The sequence below is a fragment of the Stenotrophomonas sp. X genome (assembly GCF_055721025.1).
The window spans coordinates 3301066-3323265 of sequence record NZ_CM146756.1; the positions used below are offsets into that span (position 1 = coordinate 3301066).

The window sequence follows — 22200 nt, forward strand, 5'->3', positions numbered from 1 at the left end:
AAATCCCCGGTCGACCCGCATCGACCGGGGATCTGGATCGCCACGTTGCCACGCCTTGGAGAGGCAGTTCCACCCTAGCGCATCGCGCCGCCGGTGGTGATCGCCTGTGGCGATATGCACCAAGCGCGCGGCTATCAGGCGGCGGCCAGGGCCTGCTCCAGGTCGGCGCGCAGGTCACCGATGTGCTCGATGCCGATCGACAGCCGCACGGTATCTTCGCTGACCCCGGCCTTGGCCAGCTCTGCCGCATCCAGCTGGCGATGGGTGGTCGAGGCCGGATGGGTGGCCAGCGACTTCGCGTCGCCCAGGTTGACCAGGCGGGTGAACAGCTTCAGCGCATCAAGGAAGCGCGCGCCAGCCTCGCGCCCGCCCGGCAGGCCGAAGGTCAGTACGCCCGAGCCATGCCCGCCCAGGTAGCGCTGCGCGGCGGCATGCTCGGGGTCGTCTGCCAGTCCCGCGTAACGCACCCAGGCGACCTTGTCGTGCGCCTTCAGGAACTGCGCGACGGCCAGTGCATTGGCGTTGATGCGCTCCATGCGCAGGGCCAGGGTCTCGATGCCCTGCAGGATCAGGAACGCATTGAACGGCGACAACGCGGCACCGGTATTGCGCAGCGGGACCACCCGCGCGCGCCCGATGTAGGCCGCCGGCCCCAGTGCTTCGGTATAGACCACGCCGTGGTAACTGGGGTCGGGTTGGTTGAGGCGGGCGAAACGCTTCGGCTGCGCCGCCCAGTCGAAGCGGCCGGAGTCGATGATGGCACCGCCGAGGCTGTTGCCGTGGCCGCCCAGGTACTTGGTCAGCGAGTGCACGACGATGTCGGCACCGTGCTCGAACGGGCGCAGCAGGAACGGCGTAGCCACGGTGTTGTCGACGATCAGCGGCACACCCGCCGCATGCGCCACCTCGGCAATGGCGGCGATGTCGGTGACGTTGCCGCGCGGGTTGCCGATCGATTCGACGAACACCGCCTTGGTGCGCTCGTCGATCAGCGCGGCGAACGCAGAAGGATCGGCCGGGTCGGCGAAGCGCGCCTGGATGGCATACTGCGGCAGCGTGTGGGCCAGCAGGTTGAGGCTGCCGCCATACAGCGCGCTGGAGGCGACGATGTTGTCACCGGCCTCGGCGATGGTCTGGAGGGCATAGGTGATCGCGGCCTGCCCCGAGGCCAGCGCCAGCGCACCGATGCCACCTTCCAGTGCGGCCAGGCGTTGCTCCAGCACGTCGGTGGTAGGGTTCATGATGCGGGTGTAGATGTTGCCTGGCACCTTCAGGTCGAACAGGTCGGCACCGTGCTGGGTGTCATCGAAGGCATACGCCACGGTCTGGTAGATCGGCACCGCCACCGCGCGGGTGGTCGGGTCGGGACGGTAGCCACCGTGCACGGCCAGGGTTTCCAGTTGCCACTGCGGTTCGCTCATTGCACCAGGCTCCATCCGGGGAAACCGCCACCATAGGCCAGCTGGCACACGCCGCTGAAAGCTACTGGCGATGACGCCCGTACCGGCGGTTATCAGGTTGGCCGCGATTCAGGCAGTCGTCATGGGGCGTTGCTAGGCTGCGCCGCCGGGCGCTCCTGCCCGGGCACGGAGGCCCCACCCATGCAGCCATCGCCCTGGCATCCCACCACCAGCAGTTCGCCTACGTCGGTCATGCTGGTAGAGGACGACCGTCGCCTGGCCGAACTGGTGAGCGACTACCTCCACCAGCATGGCTTCGCCGTGCAGCACATCGCACGCGGCGACCTTGCCGGCGCCGCCTGCCGCCAGCACGCGCCGGAGCTGGTGGTGCTGGACCTGATGCTGCCCGGCCTGGGCGGCATCGACGTGTGCCGGCAGATCCGCAGCTTCTCCGATGTGCCGATCCTGATGCTGACCGCCTGCGAGGACGACATCGAACAGGTGCTGGGCCTGGAATCGGGCGCCGACGACTATGTGCACAAGCCCATCGAACCACGCCTGCTTCTTGCCCGGCTGCGCGCCCTGCTGCGCCGCCGCCACGGCAGCGGCAATACCGGCACGCCCAGCCGGCTGATGCACGGTGAACTGCTGATCGACCGCATGCAGCGTGAGGTACACCTGCACGGCGCCACGGTGGACGTGGGCACCACCGAATTCGAAATCCTGTGGCTGCTGGCCAGCCAGCCCGGGCAGATCCTGTCCCGTGACCAGATCCTGCAGGCGGTGCGCGGTATCGGCTTTGACGGCCTGGACCGCAGCGTTGACGTCTGCATCGGCAAGCTGCGTCGCAAGCTCGGCGATGATGCGCGCGAGCCGCGGCGGATCAAGACGGTGTGGGGCCGCGGCTACCAGTTCAATCCGTCGGCCTGGACGGCATGAAGCGGCTGTTCCTGTGGCTGTGGTTCATCACCGGCGCCTGTTTCCTGGCCTCGGTATTCTTCCTCAACCGGGTGCTCGACAGCATCTATACGCCTGTGCAGGATCGCGTTTTCGTCCAGCAGGTGCGCGGGCAGGTGTACGCCCTGCGCAGCGGCCTGGCCGGCCTGGACGGTAGCCAGCAGCGTGAGCGCCTGCAGCAGTGGCAACCGCACTATGGCATCGCATTGACCCTGCTCGACACGCCTCCCGCGCTGGCCCCGCAGGAACAGGCAGCCGTGCAGGCCGATGGCTTCATCGTGCGCGATCAGTACCAGCAGGTCCTGCTGCCGATCGAAGGCATCGACGGTCGCTGGTTGCACCTGCGCCTGCCTGGCGCGGTGCAGATGACCACGTACATGACCATCGCGGCCTACCTCAGCATCCTGCTGCTGGTCGGCGCCAGCCTGTACGCCTGGGTTCGCCTGCTCTGGCGCGATCTGGAGGCCCTGCGCGTGCATGCCGACCGCATCGGCGCCGGCGATCTGCAGGCACGCGCGCAGGTTTCGCCACGCTCGCAGATCCGGGTCATCGTCGATCACTCCAACCGCATGGCCGCACGCGTGGCCGAACTGGTGCAGCGCCAGCGCGACCTGACCCATGCGATCTCGCACGAACTGCGCACGCCGATCGCGCGCGTGGCCTTTGGCCTGGACCTGATGCAGGACAGCGATGACCGCGAGCGCCGCGAACGACTGGCGCAGGGCCTGCATGGCGACCTGGCCGAGCTCAACCGGCTGGTCAGCGAACTGCTGGCCTACGAACGGCTCGAGCATCCGGGCGAGGGCGAACCGATGCAGCGGATCGAAGCCAACGACTGGCTGCAGGCCTGCCTGGCCGATGCCCGCCGCGATGCCGAACGTGCCGGCCTGGTGCTGCGCGTGCAGCCCAGTGCCCTGCCTCGGCTGGACGCGGAACCGCGCCTGCTGCAGCTGGCGCTGAGCAATCTGGTCGGCAATGCCCTGCGCCACGCGCGCTCGCAGGTGGAAGTCTCGCTGGTCGGTGTCAGCGGCCGCGCCTGCCTGCGCGTGGATGACGATGGCCCCGGCATCGCCGAAGCCGATCGCGAGAAGGTGATGCGCCCGTTCACCCGCCTGGATGACAGCCGCAGCCGCGATACCGGGGGCTTCGGCCTGGGCCTGGCGATCGTCGGCCGCATTGCCGCACGCCACCACGGCGAACTGCGCATCGGTCGCGCCGCCCTCGGCGGCGCACGCCTGGAAATGCACTGGCCGCTGGCTGCCAGCTGAACGCCCACGGGCGCAATTACAGTTGATTACAACTCCCGCACAACTGCGGACGGATCGGTCGCCGGCGTATCGCCACGCTAGCGACCCTGCAGCACTCGCCGGATGCGCGCGCTGCTTTTCCTCCCATTGTCGAGAGTTTCCATGTCCCAGCTTCGCCGTTCCCCCACCCTGCTCTGCCTGGCCCTGTTGCCACTGTTCGCTGCCCCGATCGCCCACGCCAGGGATGACCACTGGACCTTCGAGCTCGCCGCCGGTGGTGGCGTGGCGCCGCGCTACAGCGGCAGCGAGGAGTACCGTGCGACGCCTTCGCTGTCCTTCGATGTCACCTCGCCAAGGGGCTGGTTTCTGGGCACCAGTGGCATCGGCTGGGGCACGACCCTCGGCGAGCACACCCGCGTGCGCGCCTATGTCGGTGCCAGCGGTATCCGCAAGGACAAGGATTCGCTGCTCGGCGGTTCGGACTTCCTGCGCGGCATGGGCGATATCGATACCCGTCCCCTGGTCGGTGTCTCGGCTGGATATACGCTGGGCGAAGCCGTGCTGAGCGGTTCCTGGCAGTTCACCCGCAAGGACGAGGACAAGGCTGAGAACGGACTGGCTACCCAGCAGATCCACCTGAACCTGAGCATGCCGCTGTTCGACCTGGCCGGTGGCGTGGTCAGCGGCAGCGTCTCCACCGACTACGGCAACCGTGGGTACATGCAGACCTGGTACGGCGTCAGTCCGGAACAAGCCGCGCGCACCGGCTTTGCCGAGCACAAACCGAAGGCCGGCCTAGTCAGCGCCGGTGTGGGCCTGAAGTGGAGCAACCGCGTGGGCCGTAATGGCAACTGGTACATCTCGGCCGAAGGCACGCGCCTGCTCGGCGATGCGGCCAACAGCCCGATCGTGCAGAAGGCCAACCAGTTCGGCGTGATGAGCGGCTATACGCACCGCTTCTGATGCATGAAGGACGCCGCTGGGCGCCCTCTTTCGCTGCGATCAGTGGCAGGCTTGTGCGGCGCCGCTGCCGCACAAGCCGACCTCTCGCAGCCAGCCGATCCACTGCACGACGTCGTCCTTCTCCGGCTCGGCGCGGAACGACTTCTGCACGGTGTGGAAGCCCTGCCTGCCCTGCATGCCCTTGATCCAGGTGAACTCCGGTTTGCCGGTGCCGGGGTTCAGCGGGCAACTGAGCATCAGCAGCGCGAATGGCCGTCCGCCCTCCTCGCCTTCGCGGATCCAGTGGCTCTGCGCAGCCGGACAGGCCATGCGCCACCCCGCCTCGATGATGCCGAGGAACTCGCGCGGACTTACATGGCCACTTTTCGGCGCATCATTGACGGTGACCATGTCGGTCCAGTCCTGCACGGTCTGGCCCTGCGGCACGTACTCGGTGATGCGGTTGCCTTGTGCGTCGGTGCTCTGGTGGGCCTGCTGGTAACCCTTCATCGTCGGCAGCTGGACCTGTTCGACGGCTGCGGCGTGTCCAGCAACTGCAGCGAGCGCCAGCGCCACGCAGAGTGAAACCCTGCGGGTAACGTCCATGCGGATCTCCTCGTCCTTGCGAAAGTGAAACGGGATCATTGTGCCTTGCTGAGGCTTTGGTGGCGCGCCAGCCATGGCAGGCGCGCCACCGGTTCAGGCCTTGGCGAAGACCAAATGCCCACCCTCATTGCCGACTTCGATGGTGTCACCGTTGACGAACGCGCCGGACAGGATCTGCTGCGCCAGCGGATTCTCCAGCTGCGACTGGATCGCGCGCTTCAGCGGCCGCGCGCCATACACCGGATCGAAGCCGACGTTGCCGAGCAGATCGAACGCCGCATCGGAGACCGCCAACTTCAGCCCGCGCTCGGCCAGGCGCTTCTCCAGCCCGCGCATCTGGATGCGTGCGATCTGCTTGATCTGCTGCTTGTCCAGCGGGTGGAACACGACGATGTCATCCAGGCGGTTGATGAACTCCGGACGGAAGTGCGCCTGCACCACGCCCATCACGGCCGCCTTCATCTGCGTGTAGGCCTCCGGGCTGTCGTCGGTGCTCATGTCCTGGATCTGATGCGAGCCCAGGTTCGAGGTCATCACGATGACGGTGTTGCGGAAGTCCACCGTGCGGCCCTGGCCGTCGGTCAGGCGGCCATCGTCCAGCACCTGCAGCAGGATGTTGAACACATCCGGATGCGCCTTCTCCACCTCATCGAGCAGGATCAGCGAATACGGGCGACGACGCACGGCCTCGGTCAGGTAACCGCCTTCCTCGTAGCCGACGTAGCCCGGGGGCGCACCGATCAGGCGGGCGACGCTGTGCTTTTCCATGAACTCGCTCATGTCGATGCGGATCATCGCGTCGGCACTGTCGAACAGGAACTCGGCCAGCGACTTGCACAGCTCGGTCTTGCCGACGCCGGTCGGGCCGAGGAACAGGAACGAGCCGGCCGGACGATTCGGATCGGACAGGCCGGCACGCGAGCGGCGTACCGCATCGGAGACGACCTTGATCGCCTCTTCCTGGCCGACCACACGGTTGTGCAGCACTTCTTCCATGCGCAGCAGCTTGTCGCGCTCGCCTTCGAGCATCTTGTTGACCGGGATGCCGGTCCAGCGCGAAACGACCTCGGCGATCTCCTCATCGGTCACGCGGTCCTGTACCAGCTTGAAGTCCTTGTGCTCGGCTTCCTGCGCGGCGGCCAACTGCTTTTCCAGCTGCGGCAACAGGCCGTACTGGATTTCGCTCATCTTGGCGAAATCCTGGCGGCGCTGCGCAGCTTCCAGTTCCAGCTTGGCCTGCTCGACCTGTTCCTTGATCTTGGTGGCGCCCTGCAGCGCCGCCTTCTCCGACTTCCAGATTTCATTGAGATCGGAGAACTCGCGCTCCAGCCCGTCGATATCGCTCTCCAGGTCGGCCAGGCGCTGCCGCGAGGCTTCGTCCTTTTCCTTCTTCAGCATCTCGCGCTGGATCTTCAGCTGGATCACCCGGCGCTCCAGGCGGTCCAGCTCCTCCGGCTTGGAGTCGATCTCCATGCGCAGGCGTGAGGCGGCTTCGTCCATCAGGTCGATGGCCTTGTCCGGCAGCTGGCGGTCGGTGATGTAGCGGTTGGACAGCGTGGCGGCAGCCACGATGGCCGGATCGGTGATCTCCACACCGTGGTGCACGGCGTACTTTTCCTTCAGCCCGCGCAGGATCGCGATGGTGTCCTCCACCGTGGGTTCGCCGACGAACACCTTCTGGAAGCGGCGCTCCAGCGCGGCATCCTTCTCGATGTACTTGCGATATTCGTCCAGCGTGGTCGCACCGATGCAGTGCAGCTCGCCACGCGCCAGGGCCGGCTTCAGCATGTTGCCGGCATCCATCGCGCCATCGGCCTTGCCGGCGCCGACCATGGTGTGCAGCTCGTCGATGAACAGGATGATCTGTCCTTCGTTCTTGGCCAGGTCGTTGAGCACGCCCTTCAGGCGCTCCTCGAATTCACCGCGGAACTTGGCGCCGGCGATCAGCGCGCCCATGTCCAGAGACAGCACGCGCTTGCCGCGCAGGCCCTCGGGCACTTCGTCATTGATGATGCGCTGGGCGAGCCCTTCCACGATCGCCGTCTTGCCCACGCCGGGCTCGCCGATGAGCACCGGGTTGTTCTTGGTCCGGCGCTGCAGCACCTGGATGGTGCGGCGGATTTCCTCGTCACGGCCGATCACCGGGTCGAGCTTGCCGCTCTCGGCGCGCGCGGTCAGGTCGATGGTGTACTTCTCCAGCGCCTGCCGCTGCTCCTCGGCATTCTCCGACTGCACGTTCTCGCCGCCGCGCAGCTTGTCGATGGCCGCCTGCAGGCGGGTCTTGTCGGCACCGGCGGCGCGCAGCGCCATGCCCAGCGTGCCACCATCCTCCAGCGCCGCCAGCACGAACCACTCGCTGGCGATGAAAGCATCACCGTGCTGCTGCGCCAGCTTGTCGGTCTGGTTCAGCAGGCGCCCCAGGTCATTGCCCATCGACACGTTGCCGGCCTGACCGGACACCTTGGGCAGTGCGTCCAGCGCCTCGGTCAGGCGCTCGCGCAGCACCGGCACGTTCACCCCGGCCTGGGCCAGGAGCGGGCGCGTGCTGCCACCCTGCTGGTCCAGCAGCGCGCTGAACAGGTGAACCGGTTCGATGATGCTGTTGTCGCGGCCCACGGCCAGCGACTGTGCGTCTGCCAGCGCCTGCTGGAAACGCGAGGTGAGCTTGTCCATCCGCATTGCGAATCCTCATCGGTCATCAGGGCCGGCCCGCGCCGGCGATGCTGGGAAGATGCGGCTGCCCCACCCCGTTTCAAGGGTGGCTGCGACTGCACCCCGTAGCGAGTCAGCCTGCGGCCAGCATGCCGGAACGGGTGTGGTCGGCGCGTTGATCCCGATCAGTTCGGCGCAGTGGACCGGTTCAGCGGGTGATCGCAGAGCGGAGCGCCCGCAGCTGCTGCTTGACCGCCCGCGCCTGCGTGGCGTCCATGCGCAACAGCGCCTTCTGCCCGATCGAGCGCGACTGCAGGGTGGGATCGACAAAGCGGTAACGGCCGCGCTCATCGCGCTGCACCAACGGCGCCTGCGCCAGTTCCGGGGTCTCCAGCAGATGGTCGATCACCGCCACCAGACGGTCGTTGAAGTAGCCCTCGGGCCGGCCCAGGTCGACGTAGGCCTGCTGGATCAACGGATAGAAGCGCTTGTACGCCGTAGCCGCTGCCGCTGGATCCAGCGCAGTAAAGGCCTGCACATAGGGCGCGTAACGCGCCGAGTTGCTTGCCGCGATGCGTTCCCCGCCCTCGCCAGGCTCGACCTGCAGGTTGCCCGGCAGCGGCCGTGCGGCCAGCGCCGTCGGCGGCACGCTTGGTTTGTCCAGGTTGTCGACCTGGGTGACCAGGCGCTGGATCAGGTGATCGCGCAGCAGCAGGGTCATCGGGCCCTCGCCCTGGAACAGCTGGCTCAATGCACCCCAGGCAGCCGTATCGCTGTCAGCCAGCTTCGGTAGCGCCGGATCAGCTGCGGCCTCGGTATCCAGCGGATGCTTGATCGTCGGTGGCGCTGGCGCGGGTTCCGCGGCCGCCTGCGGTTGTGGCGGTGCGCTGGTACTGGCGGGGGGCGATTGCACCGGCACCGAGACACCGTCTGCCAGGCTCTTCAGCTGATCGCGGAACAACCAACCGCCCGCGCCGCCGATCACCACCACACCCAGCACCCAGGGCCATACCGCCTTTCCACTCTGCATGATGCAGCACCTCGTTTCACACGCATGGAGAAGGTGTGACCCCACCGGTTCCAGCCGGTTCCCCGCCTGTTCCGCTGCCGTTCGGCTTCGGCCCGCGCCAAAGCCGCGCTCACGCCTGCTTTGCGTGCCGCGCGCGAGGCTGTGGGCCTTGTCCTGCGGAGACACTGCCATGCAGTACGCGCTGTATTACTGGACCGGCATCCAGGGCCGGGGCGAGTTCGTGCGGCTGGCGCTGGAAGATGCCGGCGCCGACTACATCGACATGGCGCGGGTGCACGGTGATGCGGTGATGCAGCCGTTCCTGGAGGGCCACAGCGAAGGCCCGCAGCCCTTCGCGCCGCCGTTCCTGAAGGCCGGTCGCCAGGTCATTGCGCAGGTTGCCGCGATCCTGGACTTCCTCGGCCCGGCGCTGGATCTGGTGCCGCAGGCCGCATCGCGGCGGATGCAGGCGCTGCAACTGCAGTTGACCATCGCTGACCTGGTGGCCGAAGTGCATGACACCCATCATCCGATCGCCGCATCGAAATACTACGAAGAGCAGAAGACCGAGGCCAAGGCACGTGCCGCGTCGCTGCGCAGCGAGCGCCTGCCGAAGTTCCTGGGCTACTTCGAACGGGTGCTGGCCGCCAACGGTGGCCGCCATGCACTGCGCGAGCATTCGTATGTGGACCTGTCGCTGTTCCAGTTGCTGAGTGGGCTGGACTACATGTTTCCGCGTCGCATGCAGGCACTGGCGCCCTCACTGCCCCTGCTGCGCGCGCTGCAGGCGCGGGTGGCGAAGCGGCCGAACATCGCCGCCTACCTGGCCTCGGAACGGCGGCTGGCGTTCAACACGGATGGCATCTTCCGCCATTACCCGGAGCTGGACGCCGAGCGGTAGTGCCGGCCGCTGGCTGGCAGAGCGCGCTGTGAGCATTCGCCGCCCGCAACACGCCCCTGTAGAGCCGAGCCATGCTCGGCTCAGCGCAGCCGAGCGCAGGCTCGGCTCTACAAGGTGGCAGAAGCAGAAGGGCCGGCAATGCGCCAGCCCTTGGATACCCATGAGCATGCCGGCCAACGGCCGGCACTACCGTGGGATCAGCTGTTCCCACCCAGCGGCTTCACCGGCTGCTTCTGCAGCGACAGCAGGCCCAGCAGCAGCGCCAGGGCCACGTAGGCGCCGGCAAACTGCAAACTGATGATGCGCGCCAATCCTTCCAGGTCCCACGGCAGGTAGATGCCGCCGCGCGGATCCACCGAGTGGATCAGCCCGAACAGGGTCAGTACCGCCGCCACCAGCAGGAAGCCGCAGGCACGGCGCAGGCGGCCATCGACCATCGCCGCCACCGCCGAAATCCACAGCATCGAGGTGATGATGAAGCCGTTGCCGAGGGTGAAGATCACCGCCAGCTCAGGCAGGCCGTGGCCGTCGAGCTTGGTCAGCAGCTGGGGCAGCTGATCCGGTGCGATCCAGCCGGGTGCCTTGATCGCCAGCAGGTAGGCCACCGAAGGCAGGAAACCGAACACCATCGCGCCGGTATGGTGGCGCGGCGTGGCCTGGAAGGCCTGGGTGGTGATGTCGATGGCCACGTACACGATGATCGGTGCCAGCACCGCCAGCGGCAGCCACTGCACCAGCCCGGAGATGATGCCGAGCATGCCGCCGATGCCGACGAACAGGCCGGTCAGCAGCGTATAGCCGCTGCGCGCGCCCATGTGCTTGTACGCCGGCTGGCCGATGTACGGCGTGGTCTGCGCGACGCCGCCACAGACGCCTGCCACCAGCGTAGCCACCGCTTCCACCAGCAGGATGTCGCGGGTGCGGTAGTCATCGCCGGCCGCACGCGCGCTTTCAGACACATTGATGCCGCCGACCACCATCAGCAGGCCGAACGGCAGCAGCAGCGGCAGGTAGGTCATCGCAGTGGGCAGGCCGTCGAGGAAGCCCAGCGTCGGCAGCGGCAGCACCACCTGCGGCGGCACCCACTCCGGCACATGGAATCCCGGCGCACCCAGCCCGGCCAGGCCCAGGCCGTAATACAGCACGGTGCCGAACACGAAGGCCAGCAGCACGCCCGGGCCACGCACCGGCAGCTTCCCCTTGGCGATCAGCACATACAGCAGCAGGCCCAGCGTGGTGAAGCCGACCAGCGGCGAGCGCAGCGTTTCCAGCAGCGGCAGCAGGCCCATCAGCACCAGCGCGATGCCGGCGATGGAACCCAGCAGCGCGGCACGCGGCAGCGCGCGGGTGACTGCTTCACCGAAGAACGACAGCACGAACTTGAGCACGCCCATGATGACCAGCGCCGCCATGCCCAGCTGCCAGGTGGCGATGCCCGCCGCGTGCGGGTCCATGCCCTGCTGCTTGAACGCGATGAAGGCCGGGCCAAGCACCAGCAGGGCCATGCCGATGCTGGTCGGGGCATCCAGGCCGAGCGGCATGGCGGTGACGTCGTCACGGCCGCTGCGCGCGGCCAGCCGGCGTGCCATCAGGGTGTACAGCAGATTGCCTATCAGCACGCCGAAGGCCGTGCCGGGGAACATGCGGCCGAACACCACGTCGGCGGGGAACTGGAAGATCCCGACCAGGGCCATGGCGATGAAGCCGAGGATGGAAAGGTTGTCGACGACCAGGCCGAAGAAGCCGTTGAAGTCGCCGGCGACGAACCAGCGACGCGGTGCGGCGGAAGCGGGAGCGGACATGGAAGGGGCGGTGGGGGTGAGGAGCGCCGATGGTAGGCCCAGCGGGGCCTGGGCGCCAATTCCGCGGTGGAATGATGGGTTCCAGCCAACGGCGGGGCCCCTCATGGCTGGGCGCGGGTAGAGTCGACTGTTACTCGACTGGCATTGCGAGTTGGGCCGGTCGGGATGGGCTGCGCAGGACACGCCGTAAACCCGTCCGTGGGGGCTCGATGGCGCCATCCATGGCGCCAACGGTCCTGCGCAGCCCATCCCGACCGGCCTCCCACAGTTTCCTGCGCGTGCCAGCCACGGAAGAGAATCAAAAGATCAAAGGCAAAGGCAGGCTCTCGTTGTAGCGCCGAGCCCATGCCCGGCTGCTGTACGCGAAACCTCCGAGCCGAGCATGGCTCGGCTCTACAGAAGATCATTCCGATCATTCTTTCGTTCATCCACGCATGGCGTGGATCTACCGTGTCGACCAAGGTCGACGCCTACCAACAGCAGCGGAAGACTGTCGAAGGCGGGGTGGGTCCGGTTGCGGGGGCGTGAGCCGCATGGATGCGGCGACCGAGCTTACATGGACGTACTTGCAGCGTCCCCCGCAACCGGACCCACCCCGCCTACTCACGGCAAACCTGCTTTTGACCTTGCTTCGGCGGTTGCCGTGGTTTCGGCGGGTGCAGGGCGCAGCCCTGCATCGACCATCCCCTACTTCTTCAGGAAGTTGTCCACCAGCAGATGCTTCACGTCGTCGAAGCGACCGTTCAACACCGCCTTGGCCGCATACAGCGCCGTGCCGGCGACCTGCTTGGCCTCGATCTGCGGCGGCATCACCAGCTCGGCGCGACTCGTGTGCACGTCCAGCAATGCCGGGCCGCGCTGCGACAGGAAATCCTGCACCGCTTCCTCCAGATCCTCGCTGCGGGTGACCGTGCGGCCATGGAAGCCGATCACTTCGGCCAAGCGGCCGAAGTCCGGGTTCTTCAGGTCGGTGTAGTTGTCCAGAAGGCCTTCCACCTTCTGCTCCAGCTCGACGAAGTTCAGCGAACCATTGTTGAACACCACCACCTTGATCGGCAGGTTCTCCTGCACCGCCGTCAACAGATCACCCAGCAGCATCGCCAGGCCACCATCGCCGGACAGCGAGATCACCTGCCGGCCGGGGAAGGCCTTCTGCAGCCCCAGCGCCTGCGGCATCGCGTTGGCCATCGTGCCGTGCAGCAGGCTGGTCAGCGTGCGGCGGCGGCCGTTCACGCGGATATGACGCAGCACCCACACCATCGGCGAGCCGCCGTCGGCGGTGAACAGTGCATCTTCGGTGGCGTGCTTCGAGAGCAGCGCGGTCAGGTGCTGTGGATGGATCAATTCGCCTTCGCCCGGCTGCTCCTCCTGTTCGCGATTCTTCAGCGCCTTGTCGCGATGCTCGATGCACTCGTCCAGGAAACTGCTGTCCTCGCGCGGCGGCAGCATCGGCAGCAACGCGTCCAGCGTAGGTGCGATATCGCCGACCACGCCGAGGTTCACCGGGTGGCGGCGGCCAAGGTGGCTGCCATCGCGGTCGACATGGATGATGGTGGCCTTGTCCGGGTAGAACTGGCCCCAGGCGAAGTCGGCGCCGAGCAGCAGCAGCGTGTCGCACGCCATCAGCGTGTGGAAGCCGGACTCGATGCCGAAGATTCCGGTCATGCCCATGTTGTACGGGTTGTCCGGCTCGACGAAGTCCTTGGCGCGCGAGGTGTGCGCGATCGGGGCCTGCAGGCGCCGGGCCAGTTCCAACAGCTGTGCGTGCGCGCCCTGGCAACCTGCACCGGCGTAGATGCCGATGCGCTTGCCCTGCCCCAGCAACTCGGCGATGCGCTGCAGTTCGGCGTCGGAGGGGCGCAGTACCGGCTGGGTGTAATGCACCGAGAACGGCACATCGTGCTTCACCTCGGCCTGGCTGATATCGGCCGGCAGGATCACCACCGCCACGCCACGGCGGCTGATCGCGGCCTGGCAGGCCAGGGCCACCACGCGTCGCGCCTGCTCCGGGCTGTGCACCTGCTCGCAGAACACCGTGCAGCTGCCATAGACCGACTTGAAATCCACTTCCTGCGGGAATTCCATGCCCAGCTCGCTGGTCACCACTTGGCTGGCGATCAGCACCATCGGCGCACGGTTGCGGTTGCTCTCGAAGACGCCGTTGATGAAGTGCAGGCCACCGGGACCACAGGAACCCGCGCAGGCGGTCAACTCGCCGCTCACCAGCGAATCGGCGCCAGCAGCGAACGCTGCCACTTCTTCATGGCGCACGTGCACCCAGGCGATCTCGCTGCCATGCATCGCATCGGTCACATGGTTGAGCGTATCGCCCACGATGCCGTAGCAACGGCGGACACCAGCCTGCTGCAGGGCGTCCACCACGATTTCGGCCACGCGCTTGCTCATCGGATACATCCTCGAACGGGGGAACGTTCGAGGCTAGACCTGATGAAGTGATGCCCCCGCAAAAAAGGGGGCGGAGGGAATTAAGTCGCTTGTGCCGCAAGCGACTTAATTCCCTCCGTCCCCTTTTTAGTCGTTGACGTTGATCCAGCCCAGCACGTCGCCGCGCTTCGGGCTGCGGTAGCGCAGCTTCACCCAGCCGTCCTGTTCATCCAGCAGTTCCACGCGATCGCCCTGCACCAGGTAACGCTTGGTGCTGGACGCACCAGGCCGGTCGAACAGGAACAGCCGCGCGGATGCCACGGTGGCCTGCTGGCCGCGCAACGGTCCATCCGGCGGTGCGCCCAGGCCATCGGCAATGGCACTTTCCAACACACGGCCGGCGGGATCATAGGTACGCCAGACTGCCAACGGCCCGTTCTCGTCGCGTTGTTCCCACTGCAGCGCGGCGTTCACCGTATCGCCCAGCATCAGCACGCTCTCGGCGCGGTACAGATAGAGTGTTGCGCCTGCAAAGCGATACTGGTCGGTGTACCACATCGGGCCGCTGCGGCAGCTGCTGGTCAGGGTGCGGCTGGGGCGGTCGACCATCAGGCCCATCAGCTCGCCGCAGCTCTCCCTGCCGTGGGTTTCAGCCCGCAGCGCGCGGAACCCGGCACTGGCGGGATCGAACCGGTACACCGCCACCGCTTCGTTGACCATGCCGACCGGGGCGCGTGCGACCAGTTCCGGGTAACCGTCGAAATCGACATCTTCGAGCGACCAGCGCGAATTTCCGTCGGCATCCGCCGCGCCGGCCAGCGTCTGGCGCTTGCCCGACGGTGACAGCTGCACCACGATGCTTCCGTCCTGCTGGGGATCGGCGTGCGCCTGCACATGCGCGGCCACCTGGAAGCGTAGCATTTCGCCCTCGTCCTCCGCCTGCGCCGTCGGTGCCAGCGCGCCGGCCAACACCAGGCCCAGCAGGCATTCCCTGTAGTTCATCATTGCTCCCTGCGGCACCGCGGCGGCACCTTCAACTCAGAACGATACCTCGACCGGCTGCCGCGACCACAGCACCGACTGATGCCTGGTCTGCTGCTTCCACGCCAGGCGGATCGCTTCGATATCGGCGCGGCGCTGCGGGGTGTCCTCGTGCAGCACCACCAGCACCTTGGTGCGCAGGCGGTTGGGCGCGGCATCGCCGCGGAACAGCCACTGGCCATAGGCATCAAACACGGTCAGGCCGTCCGGGAAGCGCGGGGTCACTTCCTTGTCCAGGAAGGCGCGCCACTGCGCGTCGCTGATGGTGTCGGCCTGCGGACGGTTGCCGGCGCCCTGCTCTTCGCCTACGCCGAAGTACAGCTCGCTGCGCACCCAGCCGTGGCCGGCGGACGGGCGTGCGGCATCGCCCTTCAGTTCGGCGGTGGTGGCCGTGGCATAGGCGCTGGGCGCCTGCGAAGAGAGGCTGGCGCAGCCGCTGGTGGCCAACAGCACGGCGAAGACGAGGCCAAGGTGTTTCATCGGTACAGCTCCGGGGAAGGGGACAAGGCGAGCCGGCAGCGTACAGCGCCACCGGCCCGGCGTGCTGATGCCAACCGGGCATCAGCTCATGCCGGACCGGCAGGGGCTTGCATCGGCACCGGTCATCACGCGAAGATAATATATCGCTTCATCCGGATGGATGTAAGTGAAACTATCTCCCCTTCCCCGCCGTCGTTGTTGCTGGAGCCCCCATGTCCGCCCGCCTGCCCGCGTCGCCGCTCGGCCTCGCCATCGCCCTCGCGCTTTCAACCGCCGCCGCCCCGGCGCTGGCCCAGGACGCCACCAACCTGGATACGGTGATCGTCACCGGCACCCGTGCCGCCGACCGCACCGTGCTCGAATCCACCTCGCCGGTGGATGTGCTCACCGCCGAGGACATCCGCAAGGCCGGCGTGGTCAACGGTGAGCTGGGCAGCGCGCTGCAGGCGCTGCTGCCGTCGTTCAACTTCCCGCGCCAGTCCAACTCCGGTGGCGCCGACCATGTGCGCGCCGCGCAGCTGCGTGGTCTGTCGCCGGACCAGGTGCTGGTGCTGGTCAATGGCAAGCGCCGCCACCACACCGCGCTGGTCAACACCGACAGCAAGATCGGCAAGGGCACCACCCCGGTCGATTTCAATTCGATTCCGGTCAGCGCGATCAAGCGCATTGAAGTGCTGCGCGATGGCGCCGGTGCGCTGTACGGCTCGGACGCCGTGGCCGGCGTGATCAACGTGATCCTCGACAACGGCGGTGACGGCGGCGAGATCGAGGCGAGCTACGGTGCCAACCACACCGACCTCAAGCCGATCGGCCGCACCCTCACCGATGGCCAGACCGGTAACCTCAGCGCCAAGGTCGGCACCTCGTTGGGCGAGGACGGTGGCTTCCTGCGCGTCGGCCTGGAATACAAGCACCGCAACGGCACCAACCGCGCCGGCTTCGACCAGATTCCGCCGTGGGACCAGACCCCGGGCAACCTGGTGCTGCAGGGCAAGCGCAACTATGTGCTGGGCGATGGCAAGAGCAAGGACATCAACCTGTGGCTGAACACCGAGATTCCGGTGGGCCAGACCTCGACGTTCTACGCGTTCGGCACCTTCAACCAGCGCGACACCGAAGGCGCAAACTACTTCCGCTATCCCGATGGCGATGCCAACTGGAAGCAGGTCTATCCGAACGGCTACCGGCCGATCTCCGAAGGTGAGAACCGCGACGTGCAGGCCGTGGCCGGCGTGCGCGGGCAGTGGAGCGAATGGAGCTACGACGGCAGCCTGGACTACGGCCAGAATGACTTCACCTATCGCCTGCGTGATTCGCTCAACGCCTCGCTGGGCCCGACCAGCCCGACCCGCTTCAAGACCGCCGATTACCAGTACGCACAGACGGTGGGCAATCTCGATCTGAGCCGCGTGTTCACCCAGAACGACAGCATCAGCCACACCCTGGGCCTGGGCGTGGAAGCACGCCACGAGCGCTACCAGACCCGTCCCGGTGACCCGGCCAGCTATGCGGCCGGCCCGTACACCGACCGCCCGACCGGTTCGCAGGCCGGTGGCGGCCTGACGCCACAGGACGCGGCCACCCTGTCGCGCGATGTGGCCAGCGCCTACGCCAGCCTGTCCAGCCAGTTCGGCGAGAAGTTCTCCACCGATCTGGCCGCGCGCTACGAGCACAACGATGACTTCGGCGGTGAACTGACCGGCAAGCTCGGCCTGCGCTATGAGTTCACCCCGGCGTTCGCGCTGCGCGGCGCGATCTCCAACAACTTCCGCGCGCCGTCGCTGGCACAGATCGGCTACGAGTCCACCTCCACCGGCTACAACGCAGCTGGCCAGCTGGTGCAGGGCCGCCTGCTGTCGGTCAACAATCCGATCGCACGCGGCCTGGGGGCACAGAACCTGAAGCCAGAGAAGTCGCTGAACACCTCGCTCGGTTTCACCAGCCGCATCGGCGAGCATTTCGACCTGTCGCTGGACTTCTTCCAGATCGACATCGACGACCGCATCGCGCTATCGGAGAGCATCACTGGCGATGCACTGACCGACTATGTGGCCGCCAACTACGGCGTCAGCGGCCTGCAGAGCGCCAGCTTCTTCGTCAACGCGGCCGATACCCGCACCCGTGGCGCCGAGCTGGTGAGCAACTGGCGCCAGTCGCTGGGCGATGGCCAGCTGCTGCTGACCGGCACCTATGCATATACCAAGACCACGCTGAAGAACGTGCTGGCCACGCCGGCCCAGCTGCAGGCGCTGGACCCGGACTACGTGCTGTTCGGCATCGAAGAGACCAACACGCTTACCGATGCCACGCCACGCACGCGCGGCAGTTTCTCGGCCGCATGGAGCAACGACCGCTGGTCGCTGAGCACCCGCGTGAACCGCTACGGCAGCGTAACCCGCGTGTTCAACTTCGGTGACGGCTACATCCCGCGCCAGACCTACCAGGCCGAGTGGCAGCTGGACGCGGAAGTGGAGTACCGCATCACCCCGCAGTGGAGCGTGGCCCTCGGTGGGCAGAACCTGACCGACAACTACCCGGATCGATCCAACAGCGATATCCACTACTTCGGCAACCTGCCGTACGACGTGCTGTCGCCGATCGGCAGCAACGGTGCGTACTACTACGGCCGCGTCCGCTATACCTTCTGATTGCTCTGGGTGTAATTGCCTTGGGTGGGTGCGGACCGTTGGTCCGCACTGCCCGGGTTCAATGCAGGCTGACCCTTTATGCCGACCAACGGTCGGCACCCACCGAAGCAAGGCCGTAGCCTGCCCTCGACCCCACGTACACGCCCACGCTGGCAAGCTGGGCTTCATGGCTGAACCGCTCCCCCTGCGTCCGCCACCGCCATTGCTGGACGATGCCTGTGCGTTGTTCCTCGATGTCGATGGCACCCTGATCGAATTCGCTGCGCGCCCGGATGCCGTGCAGCTGCTGCCGGATGTGCGTGAAGCCATCGGCCGCATCAGCGACCGCCTGGAAGGTGCCGTGGCACTGGTCAGTGGTCGCCCGCTTGAGCAGCTGGACAAGCTGTTCGCCCCGCTGCAACTGCCTGCCGCCGGCCTTCACGGCCATGAACTGCGTGGCCAGGATGGTCGTGTGCTGCGCGACGAACACGACGACGACACCGCCGAGTGGCTGCACGCGCTGCACCAGCAGGCGATGCGTTTCGCCCACGGCCATCCCGGCGTGCTGGTGGAAGACAAGGGCGCCGGCCTGGCCCTGCATTGGCGCGGCGCGCCACATGCCGCCAGCGATGTGCGCGCCTTCGCCGACCGCCACGTGCGCGGCCGCGCCGGCTACCGCCTGCAACCGGGCGACCATGTGGTCGAATTCGTCCCGGTCGGCACCGACAAGGGACGCGCCGTGCGCCGGATGATGCAGTACCTGCCCTTCCGCGGCCGCCTTCCCGTGTTCCTCGGTGACGACCTCACCGATGAATTCGGCTTCGACGCCGCCAACGTCCAGCATGGCTGGAGCGTGCTGGTGGGCGAGCGGGAACCCAGCAAGGCGGTGTTCGCGCTGCCCGACATACGCAGCGTGCACGCCTGGCTGCGTGAGAATGCCTATTGACCCGGCCACCCCACGGCCGCAACCGAGATGTACCGCGTGATGACCCAACCAGATCTTGATCTGGGCGTGGTCGGCAACGGCAGCTTCGGCGCCCTGGTCGACAAACGTGCCCGCGTTGTCTGGAGCTGCCTGCCCACCTTCGACGGCGACCCCACCTTCTGTGCCCTGCTCGGTCCCAACCAGCAGACCGGTGGCGACTTCGCCATCGAGCTGGAGGACTTCGCGAGCAGCGAGCAGGAATACCTGACCAACACCGCGATCCTGCGCACTGTGCTGCGCGACGCGCACGGCGGCGAACTGGAAATCCTCGATTTCGCCCCGCGCTGGCGCCAGAACGACCGTTTCTACCGCCCGGTCAGCCTGATCCGCCAGGTGCGTCCGCTGGCCGGCAGTCCGCGCATCACCGTGCGTGCGCGGCCACTGGCGGACTGGGGCGCGCGCGTGCCGGAGTCCACCTGGGGCAGCAACCATGTGCGCTGGATCCTGCCCGAGCATGTGCTGCGGCTGACCACCGATGTACCGGTGCGCTTCGTGCGCGACGGTCTGCCGTTCGTACTCAACCATTCCATCCACCTGATCCTGGGCGTGGATGAATCGCTCAACCGCTCGATCAGTGGCTATGTGCAGGAAGCCTTCCAGCGCACCCGAGACTACTGGCGCGAATGGGTGCGCTACCTGTCCATCCCGCTGGAATGGCAGGACGCGGTGATCCGCAGTGCGATCACCCTGAAGCTGTGCCAGTACGAGGACAGCGGCGCGATCATCGCGGCAATGACCACCTCCATTCCGGAAGCCCCCGGCAGCGTGCGCAACTGGGACTACCGTTACTGCTGGCTGCGTGATGCGGCGTTCGTGGTGCGCGCACTGAACCGCCTCGGCGCCACGCGCACGATGGAACAGTTCCTCGGCTACATCTTCAACCTGGCCACCACCGACGGCACGCTGCAGCCGCTGTACGGCATCGGCTTCGAAGCGAAGCTGGACGAAGATGAGGTCCCCAGCCTGTCCGGCTACCGCGGCATGGGCCCGGTACGGCGCGGCAATCTGGCCTGGGTGCAGCGCCAGCACGATGTCTACGGCAGCGTCGTGCTGGCGTCCACGCAGCTGTTCTTCGACCGGCGCCTGCAGGACCCGGGTGATGCGCACACCTTCGCCCGCCTCGAACCCCTCGGCGAGCAGGCCTTCGCCCTGCATGACGTACCCGATGCCGGCCTGTGGGAGTTCCGCGGCCGCACCGAGGTACACACCTACACCAGCGCGATGTGCTGGGCCGCCTGTGACCGCCTGTGCAAGATCGCCGTACGGCTGAAGCGCGACGACCGCGCCCACTACTGGCGCACACGTGCCGACACCATCCACGCGCGCATCATGGCCGAATCCTGGAGCGAAGAGCTGGGCCACTTCACCGATACCTTCGGTGGCCATCGCCTGGACGCCTCGCTGCTGCTGCTGGCCGACATCGGCTTCATCGACGCGATGGACGCCCGCTTCATCGCCACCGTCGAAGCCATCGGCCGTGACCTCAAGCATGGCAATTCGCTGTACCGCTATGTCGCTCCGGATGACTTCGGTGAACCGGAAACCAGCTTCACCATCTGCACGTTCTGGTACATCGATGCACTGGCGGCGATCGGGCGCCTGGACGAGGCGCGCGAGATGTTCGAACTGCTGCTGAGGCAGCGCAATCACCTGGGCCTGCTGTCGGAGGATCTGGCCTTCGACACCGGCGAGGCCTGGGGCAACTTCCCGCAGACCTATTCGCATGTCGGCCTGATCACCGCCGCGATGCGCCTGTCGCGGTCCTGGCAGGAGGCATCGTGAGTCGTCTGGTCGTGGTATCAAATCGTGTGGCCGTGCCCGGCGAGAACCGCGCAGGCGGCCTGGCGGTCGGCCTGCTGGCCGCCCTGAAGGAGCGCGGCGGCCTGTGGTTCGGCTGGAGCGGCAAGACCGTGAAGGAAGGCAGCGGCACGCTGCACCGGCAGAAGGACGGTGACATCGACTACGTCACCATGGACCTGAGCAAGCGCGAAGTCGATGGCTACTACAATGGTTTCGCCAACCGCACGCTGTGGCCACTGCTGCACTTCCGGCTGGACCTGGTCGACTACGACCGCGGCACCCGCGAGACCTACCACAAGGTCAATGCGCTGTTCGCCGACAAGCTCGCGCCATTGCTGCGCGAGGACGACATCGTCTGGATCCACGACTACCACCTGATCCCGCTCGGCGCACTGCTGCGCGAGCGCGGCATCGGCTGCCGCATCGGTTTCTTCCTGCACATCCCGATGCCGTCGGCCGACCTGCTGCAGGCCATGCCCGATCATCTGCGGTTGTTCTCCGCGCTGTACGCCTACGACCTGGTCGGCTTCCAGACCCAGCGCGATGCCGATCGCTTCCAGACCTACCTGCGCCTGTTCGGTGGTGGCCGCGTGCTCGACAACGGTGAGCTGGAAGCACCCGGTGGGCGCCGATTCCGCGCGGCGGCCTTCCCGATCGGCATCGACACCGAACTGATCGCGCGCCAGGCCGGCACCGCCGCGACCAAGACCGCAGTGAAGAACCTGCGCAGCAGCCTGCGGGACCGCCAGCTGGCGATCGGCGTGGATCGCCTGGACTACTCCAAGGGCCTGCCCGAACGCTTCCTCGGCTTCGAGCGCTACCTGCAGCGCCACCCCGACCAGCGCGGCTCGCTCACCTACCTGCAGATCGCGCCGGTCTCGCGCGGCGATGTCACCGAGTACCGGCAGCTGCGCAGCCAACTGGAACAGATCGCCGGCCACATCAACGGTGGCCACGCCGAGCCGGACTGGACGCCGCTGCGCTACGTCAACCAGAACTTCACCCATGCCACGCTCACCGGCTTCTACCGGGCGGCGGCGGTCGGCCTGGTCACGCCGCTGCGCGATGGCATGAACCTGGTGGCCAAGGAATACGTGGCCTCGCAGGACCCGGAGGATCCCGGCGTGCTGGTGCTGTCACTGTTGGCCGGCGCCGCCGACGAACTGAAGCAGGCACTGCTGGTGAACCCGCACGACCTCGACGGCGTGGCCGATGCGATCGCCACCGCAGCGACGATGTCGCTGAGCAGGCGCAAGGAACGCTGGCACGCGATGATGGAACATCTGCGCACCTACGACATCAACCACTGGCGCCGCAGCTACCTCGACGCACTCGAAGGCTGAAGAAAAAGGGGACGGAGGGGATT

At 66.9% G+C, this 22200-nt stretch carries 16 protein-coding genes; 8 read left to right on the forward strand and 8 right to left on the reverse strand.

Translation table 11 applies throughout. From position 1 onward, the window contains the following. Positions 1 to 134: 134 nt before the first annotated feature. Positions 135 to 1421: an O-acetylhomoserine aminocarboxypropyltransferase/cysteine synthase family protein gene (locus ACZ75I_RS15275; protein WP_053500794.1), complete on the reverse strand. Its 1287-nt coding sequence runs from the start codon at positions 1419 to 1421 to the stop codon at positions 135 to 137. Positions 1422 to 1601: 180 nt separating this feature from the next. On the opposite strand from ACZ75I_RS15275, the gene ACZ75I_RS15280 reads away from it, so the two are divergent. From ACZ75I_RS15280 to ACZ75I_RS15290, 3 genes are all read left to right on the forward strand, one after another. After that, positions 1602 to 2339 (forward strand): winged helix-turn-helix domain-containing protein, encoded by a 738-nt coding sequence (locus ACZ75I_RS15280; RefSeq protein WP_134968998.1) that lies wholly within the window; start codon positions 1602 to 1604, stop codon positions 2337 to 2339. Beyond that, on the forward strand, positions 2336 to 3625 hold the full coding sequence (locus tag ACZ75I_RS15285; protein WP_180867509.1) for an ATP-binding protein: 1290 nt from the start codon (positions 2336 to 2338) through the stop codon (positions 3623 to 3625). The genes ACZ75I_RS15280 and ACZ75I_RS15285 overlap by 4 nt, the downstream gene beginning before the upstream one ends. Positions 3626 to 3766: 141 nt before the next feature. Beyond that, on the forward strand, positions 3767 to 4567 hold the full coding sequence (locus ACZ75I_RS15290; RefSeq protein WP_180867506.1) for a MipA/OmpV family protein: 801 nt from the start codon (positions 3767 to 3769) through the stop codon (positions 4565 to 4567). A 39-nt stretch (positions 4568 to 4606) separates the two neighbouring features. Here ACZ75I_RS15290 and ACZ75I_RS15295 read toward each other — a convergent pair whose 3' ends face one another. The 3 genes from ACZ75I_RS15295 to ACZ75I_RS15305 all read right to left on the reverse strand — a co-directional run bounded on the left by ACZ75I_RS15295 (position 4607) and on the right by ACZ75I_RS15305 (position 8834). After that, positions 4607 to 5191: a hypothetical protein gene (locus ACZ75I_RS15295; RefSeq protein ID WP_472958216.1), complete on the reverse strand. Its 585-nt coding sequence runs from the start codon at positions 5189 to 5191 to the stop codon at positions 4607 to 4609. A gap of 54 nt (positions 5192 to 5245) precedes the next feature. After that, positions 5246 to 7831: an ATP-dependent chaperone ClpB gene (gene clpB / locus ACZ75I_RS15300; RefSeq protein WP_346477011.1), complete on the reverse strand. Its 2586-nt coding sequence runs from the start codon at positions 7829 to 7831 to the stop codon at positions 5246 to 5248. A gap of 181 nt (positions 7832 to 8012) precedes the next feature. After that, positions 8013 to 8834: a DUF3014 domain-containing protein gene (locus ACZ75I_RS15305; protein ID WP_061480771.1), complete on the reverse strand. Its 822-nt coding sequence runs from the start codon at positions 8832 to 8834 to the stop codon at positions 8013 to 8015. Positions 8835 to 9003: 169 nt separating this feature from the next. On the opposite strand from ACZ75I_RS15305, the gene ACZ75I_RS15310 reads away from it, so the two are divergent. Further along, complete coding sequence (locus tag ACZ75I_RS15310; RefSeq protein WP_472958218.1) at positions 9004 to 9714, forward strand: glutathione S-transferase; 711 nt, start codon at positions 9004 to 9006, stop codon at positions 9712 to 9714. Between the two features lie 197 nt (positions 9715 to 9911). Here the strand turns inward: ACZ75I_RS15310 and ACZ75I_RS15315 are convergent, their stop codons facing one another. From ACZ75I_RS15315 to ACZ75I_RS15330, 4 genes are all read right to left on the reverse strand, one after another. Further along, positions 9912 to 11516 carry a SulP family inorganic anion transporter gene (locus ACZ75I_RS15315; RefSeq protein WP_088497235.1) on the reverse strand — a complete coding sequence of 535 codons (1605 nt, stop codon included), beginning with the start codon at positions 11514 to 11516 and terminating at the stop codon, positions 9912 to 9914. A 687-nt stretch (positions 11517 to 12203) separates the two neighbouring features. After that, positions 12204 to 13922, reverse strand: a complete 1719-nt coding sequence (locus ACZ75I_RS15320) for a thiamine pyrophosphate-dependent enzyme (protein WP_472958219.1) — start codon at positions 13920 to 13922, stop codon at positions 12204 to 12206. Positions 13923 to 14048: 126 nt separating this feature from the next. Continuing rightward, positions 14049 to 14903 carry an XAC2610-related protein gene (locus ACZ75I_RS15325; protein ID WP_472958220.1) on the reverse strand — a complete coding sequence of 285 codons (855 nt, stop codon included), beginning with the start codon at positions 14901 to 14903 and terminating at the stop codon, positions 14049 to 14051. Between the two features lie 36 nt (positions 14904 to 14939). Further along, entirely contained in the window at positions 14940 to 15422 is a 483-nt protein-coding gene (locus tag ACZ75I_RS15330) for a DUF3574 domain-containing protein (RefSeq protein ID WP_032957546.1), read from the reverse strand. Positions 15423 to 15634: 212 nt separating this feature from the next. Between ACZ75I_RS15330 and ACZ75I_RS15335 the strand changes: the two genes are divergently transcribed. The 4 genes from ACZ75I_RS15335 to otsA all read left to right on the forward strand — a co-directional run bounded on the left by ACZ75I_RS15335 (position 15635) and on the right by otsA (position 22177). Further along, complete coding sequence (locus ACZ75I_RS15335; protein ID WP_472958221.1) at positions 15635 to 18070, forward strand: TonB-dependent receptor plug domain-containing protein; 2436 nt, start codon at positions 15635 to 15637, stop codon at positions 18068 to 18070. A 166-nt stretch (positions 18071 to 18236) separates the two neighbouring features. Beyond that, positions 18237 to 18995 (forward strand): trehalose-phosphatase, encoded by a 759-nt coding sequence (gene otsB / locus ACZ75I_RS15340; protein ID WP_180867489.1) that lies wholly within the window; start codon positions 18237 to 18239, stop codon positions 18993 to 18995. A 39-nt stretch (positions 18996 to 19034) separates the two neighbouring features. Continuing rightward, positions 19035 to 20816 carry a glycoside hydrolase family 15 protein gene (locus ACZ75I_RS15345; RefSeq protein ID WP_180867472.1) on the forward strand — a complete coding sequence of 594 codons (1782 nt, stop codon included), beginning with the start codon at positions 19035 to 19037 and terminating at the stop codon, positions 20814 to 20816. Then, positions 20813 to 22177 carry an alpha,alpha-trehalose-phosphate synthase (UDP-forming) gene (gene otsA, locus ACZ75I_RS15350; RefSeq protein WP_061480565.1) on the forward strand — a complete coding sequence of 455 codons (1365 nt, stop codon included), beginning with the start codon at positions 20813 to 20815 and terminating at the stop codon, positions 22175 to 22177. Before ACZ75I_RS15345 ends, otsA begins: the two co-directional genes overlap by 4 nt. Positions 22178 to 22200 lie beyond the last annotated feature (23 nt).

What these genes read in the sequence shown, in the direction of transcription:
- ACZ75I_RS15275 (WP_053500794.1), bottom strand. Translation starts at nt 1,421, where the DNA reads ATGAGCGAACCGCAGTGGCAACTGGAAACCCTGGCCGTGCACGGTGGC.
- ACZ75I_RS15280 (WP_134968998.1), top strand. Translation starts at nt 1,602, where the DNA reads ATGCAGCCATCGCCCTGGCATCCCACCACCAGCAGTTCGCCTACGTCG.
- ACZ75I_RS15285 (WP_180867509.1), top strand. Translation starts at nt 2,336, where the DNA reads ATGAAGCGGCTGTTCCTGTGGCTGTGGTTCATCACCGGCGCCTGTTTC.
- ACZ75I_RS15290 (WP_180867506.1), top strand. Translation starts at nt 3,767, where the DNA reads ATGTCCCAGCTTCGCCGTTCCCCCACCCTGCTCTGCCTGGCCCTGTTG.
- ACZ75I_RS15295 (WP_472958216.1), bottom strand. Translation starts at nt 5,191, where the DNA reads ATGATCCCGTTTCACTTTCGCAAGGACGAGGAGATCCGCATGGACGTT.
- clpB (WP_346477011.1), bottom strand. Translation starts at nt 7,831, where the DNA reads ATGCGGATGGACAAGCTCACCTCGCGTTTCCAGCAGGCGCTGGCAGAC.
- ACZ75I_RS15305 (WP_061480771.1), bottom strand. Translation starts at nt 8,834, where the DNA reads ATGCAGAGTGGAAAGGCGGTATGGCCCTGGGTGCTGGGTGTGGTGGTG.
- ACZ75I_RS15310 (WP_472958218.1), top strand. Translation starts at nt 9,004, where the DNA reads ATGCAGTACGCGCTGTATTACTGGACCGGCATCCAGGGCCGGGGCGAG.
- ACZ75I_RS15315 (WP_088497235.1), bottom strand. Translation starts at nt 11,516, where the DNA reads ATGTCCGCTCCCGCTTCCGCCGCACCGCGTCGCTGGTTCGTCGCCGGC.
- ACZ75I_RS15320 (WP_472958219.1), bottom strand. Translation starts at nt 13,922, where the DNA reads ATGAGCAAGCGCGTGGCCGAAATCGTGGTGGACGCCCTGCAGCAGGCT.
- ACZ75I_RS15325 (WP_472958220.1), bottom strand. Translation starts at nt 14,903, where the DNA reads ATGAACTACAGGGAATGCCTGCTGGGCCTGGTGTTGGCCGGCGCGCTG.
- ACZ75I_RS15330 (WP_032957546.1), bottom strand. Translation starts at nt 15,422, where the DNA reads ATGAAACACCTTGGCCTCGTCTTCGCCGTGCTGTTGGCCACCAGCGGC.
- ACZ75I_RS15335 (WP_472958221.1), top strand. Translation starts at nt 15,635, where the DNA reads ATGTCCGCCCGCCTGCCCGCGTCGCCGCTCGGCCTCGCCATCGCCCTC.
- otsB (WP_180867489.1), top strand. Translation starts at nt 18,237, where the DNA reads ATGGCTGAACCGCTCCCCCTGCGTCCGCCACCGCCATTGCTGGACGAT.
- ACZ75I_RS15345 (WP_180867472.1), top strand. Translation starts at nt 19,035, where the DNA reads ATGACCCAACCAGATCTTGATCTGGGCGTGGTCGGCAACGGCAGCTTC.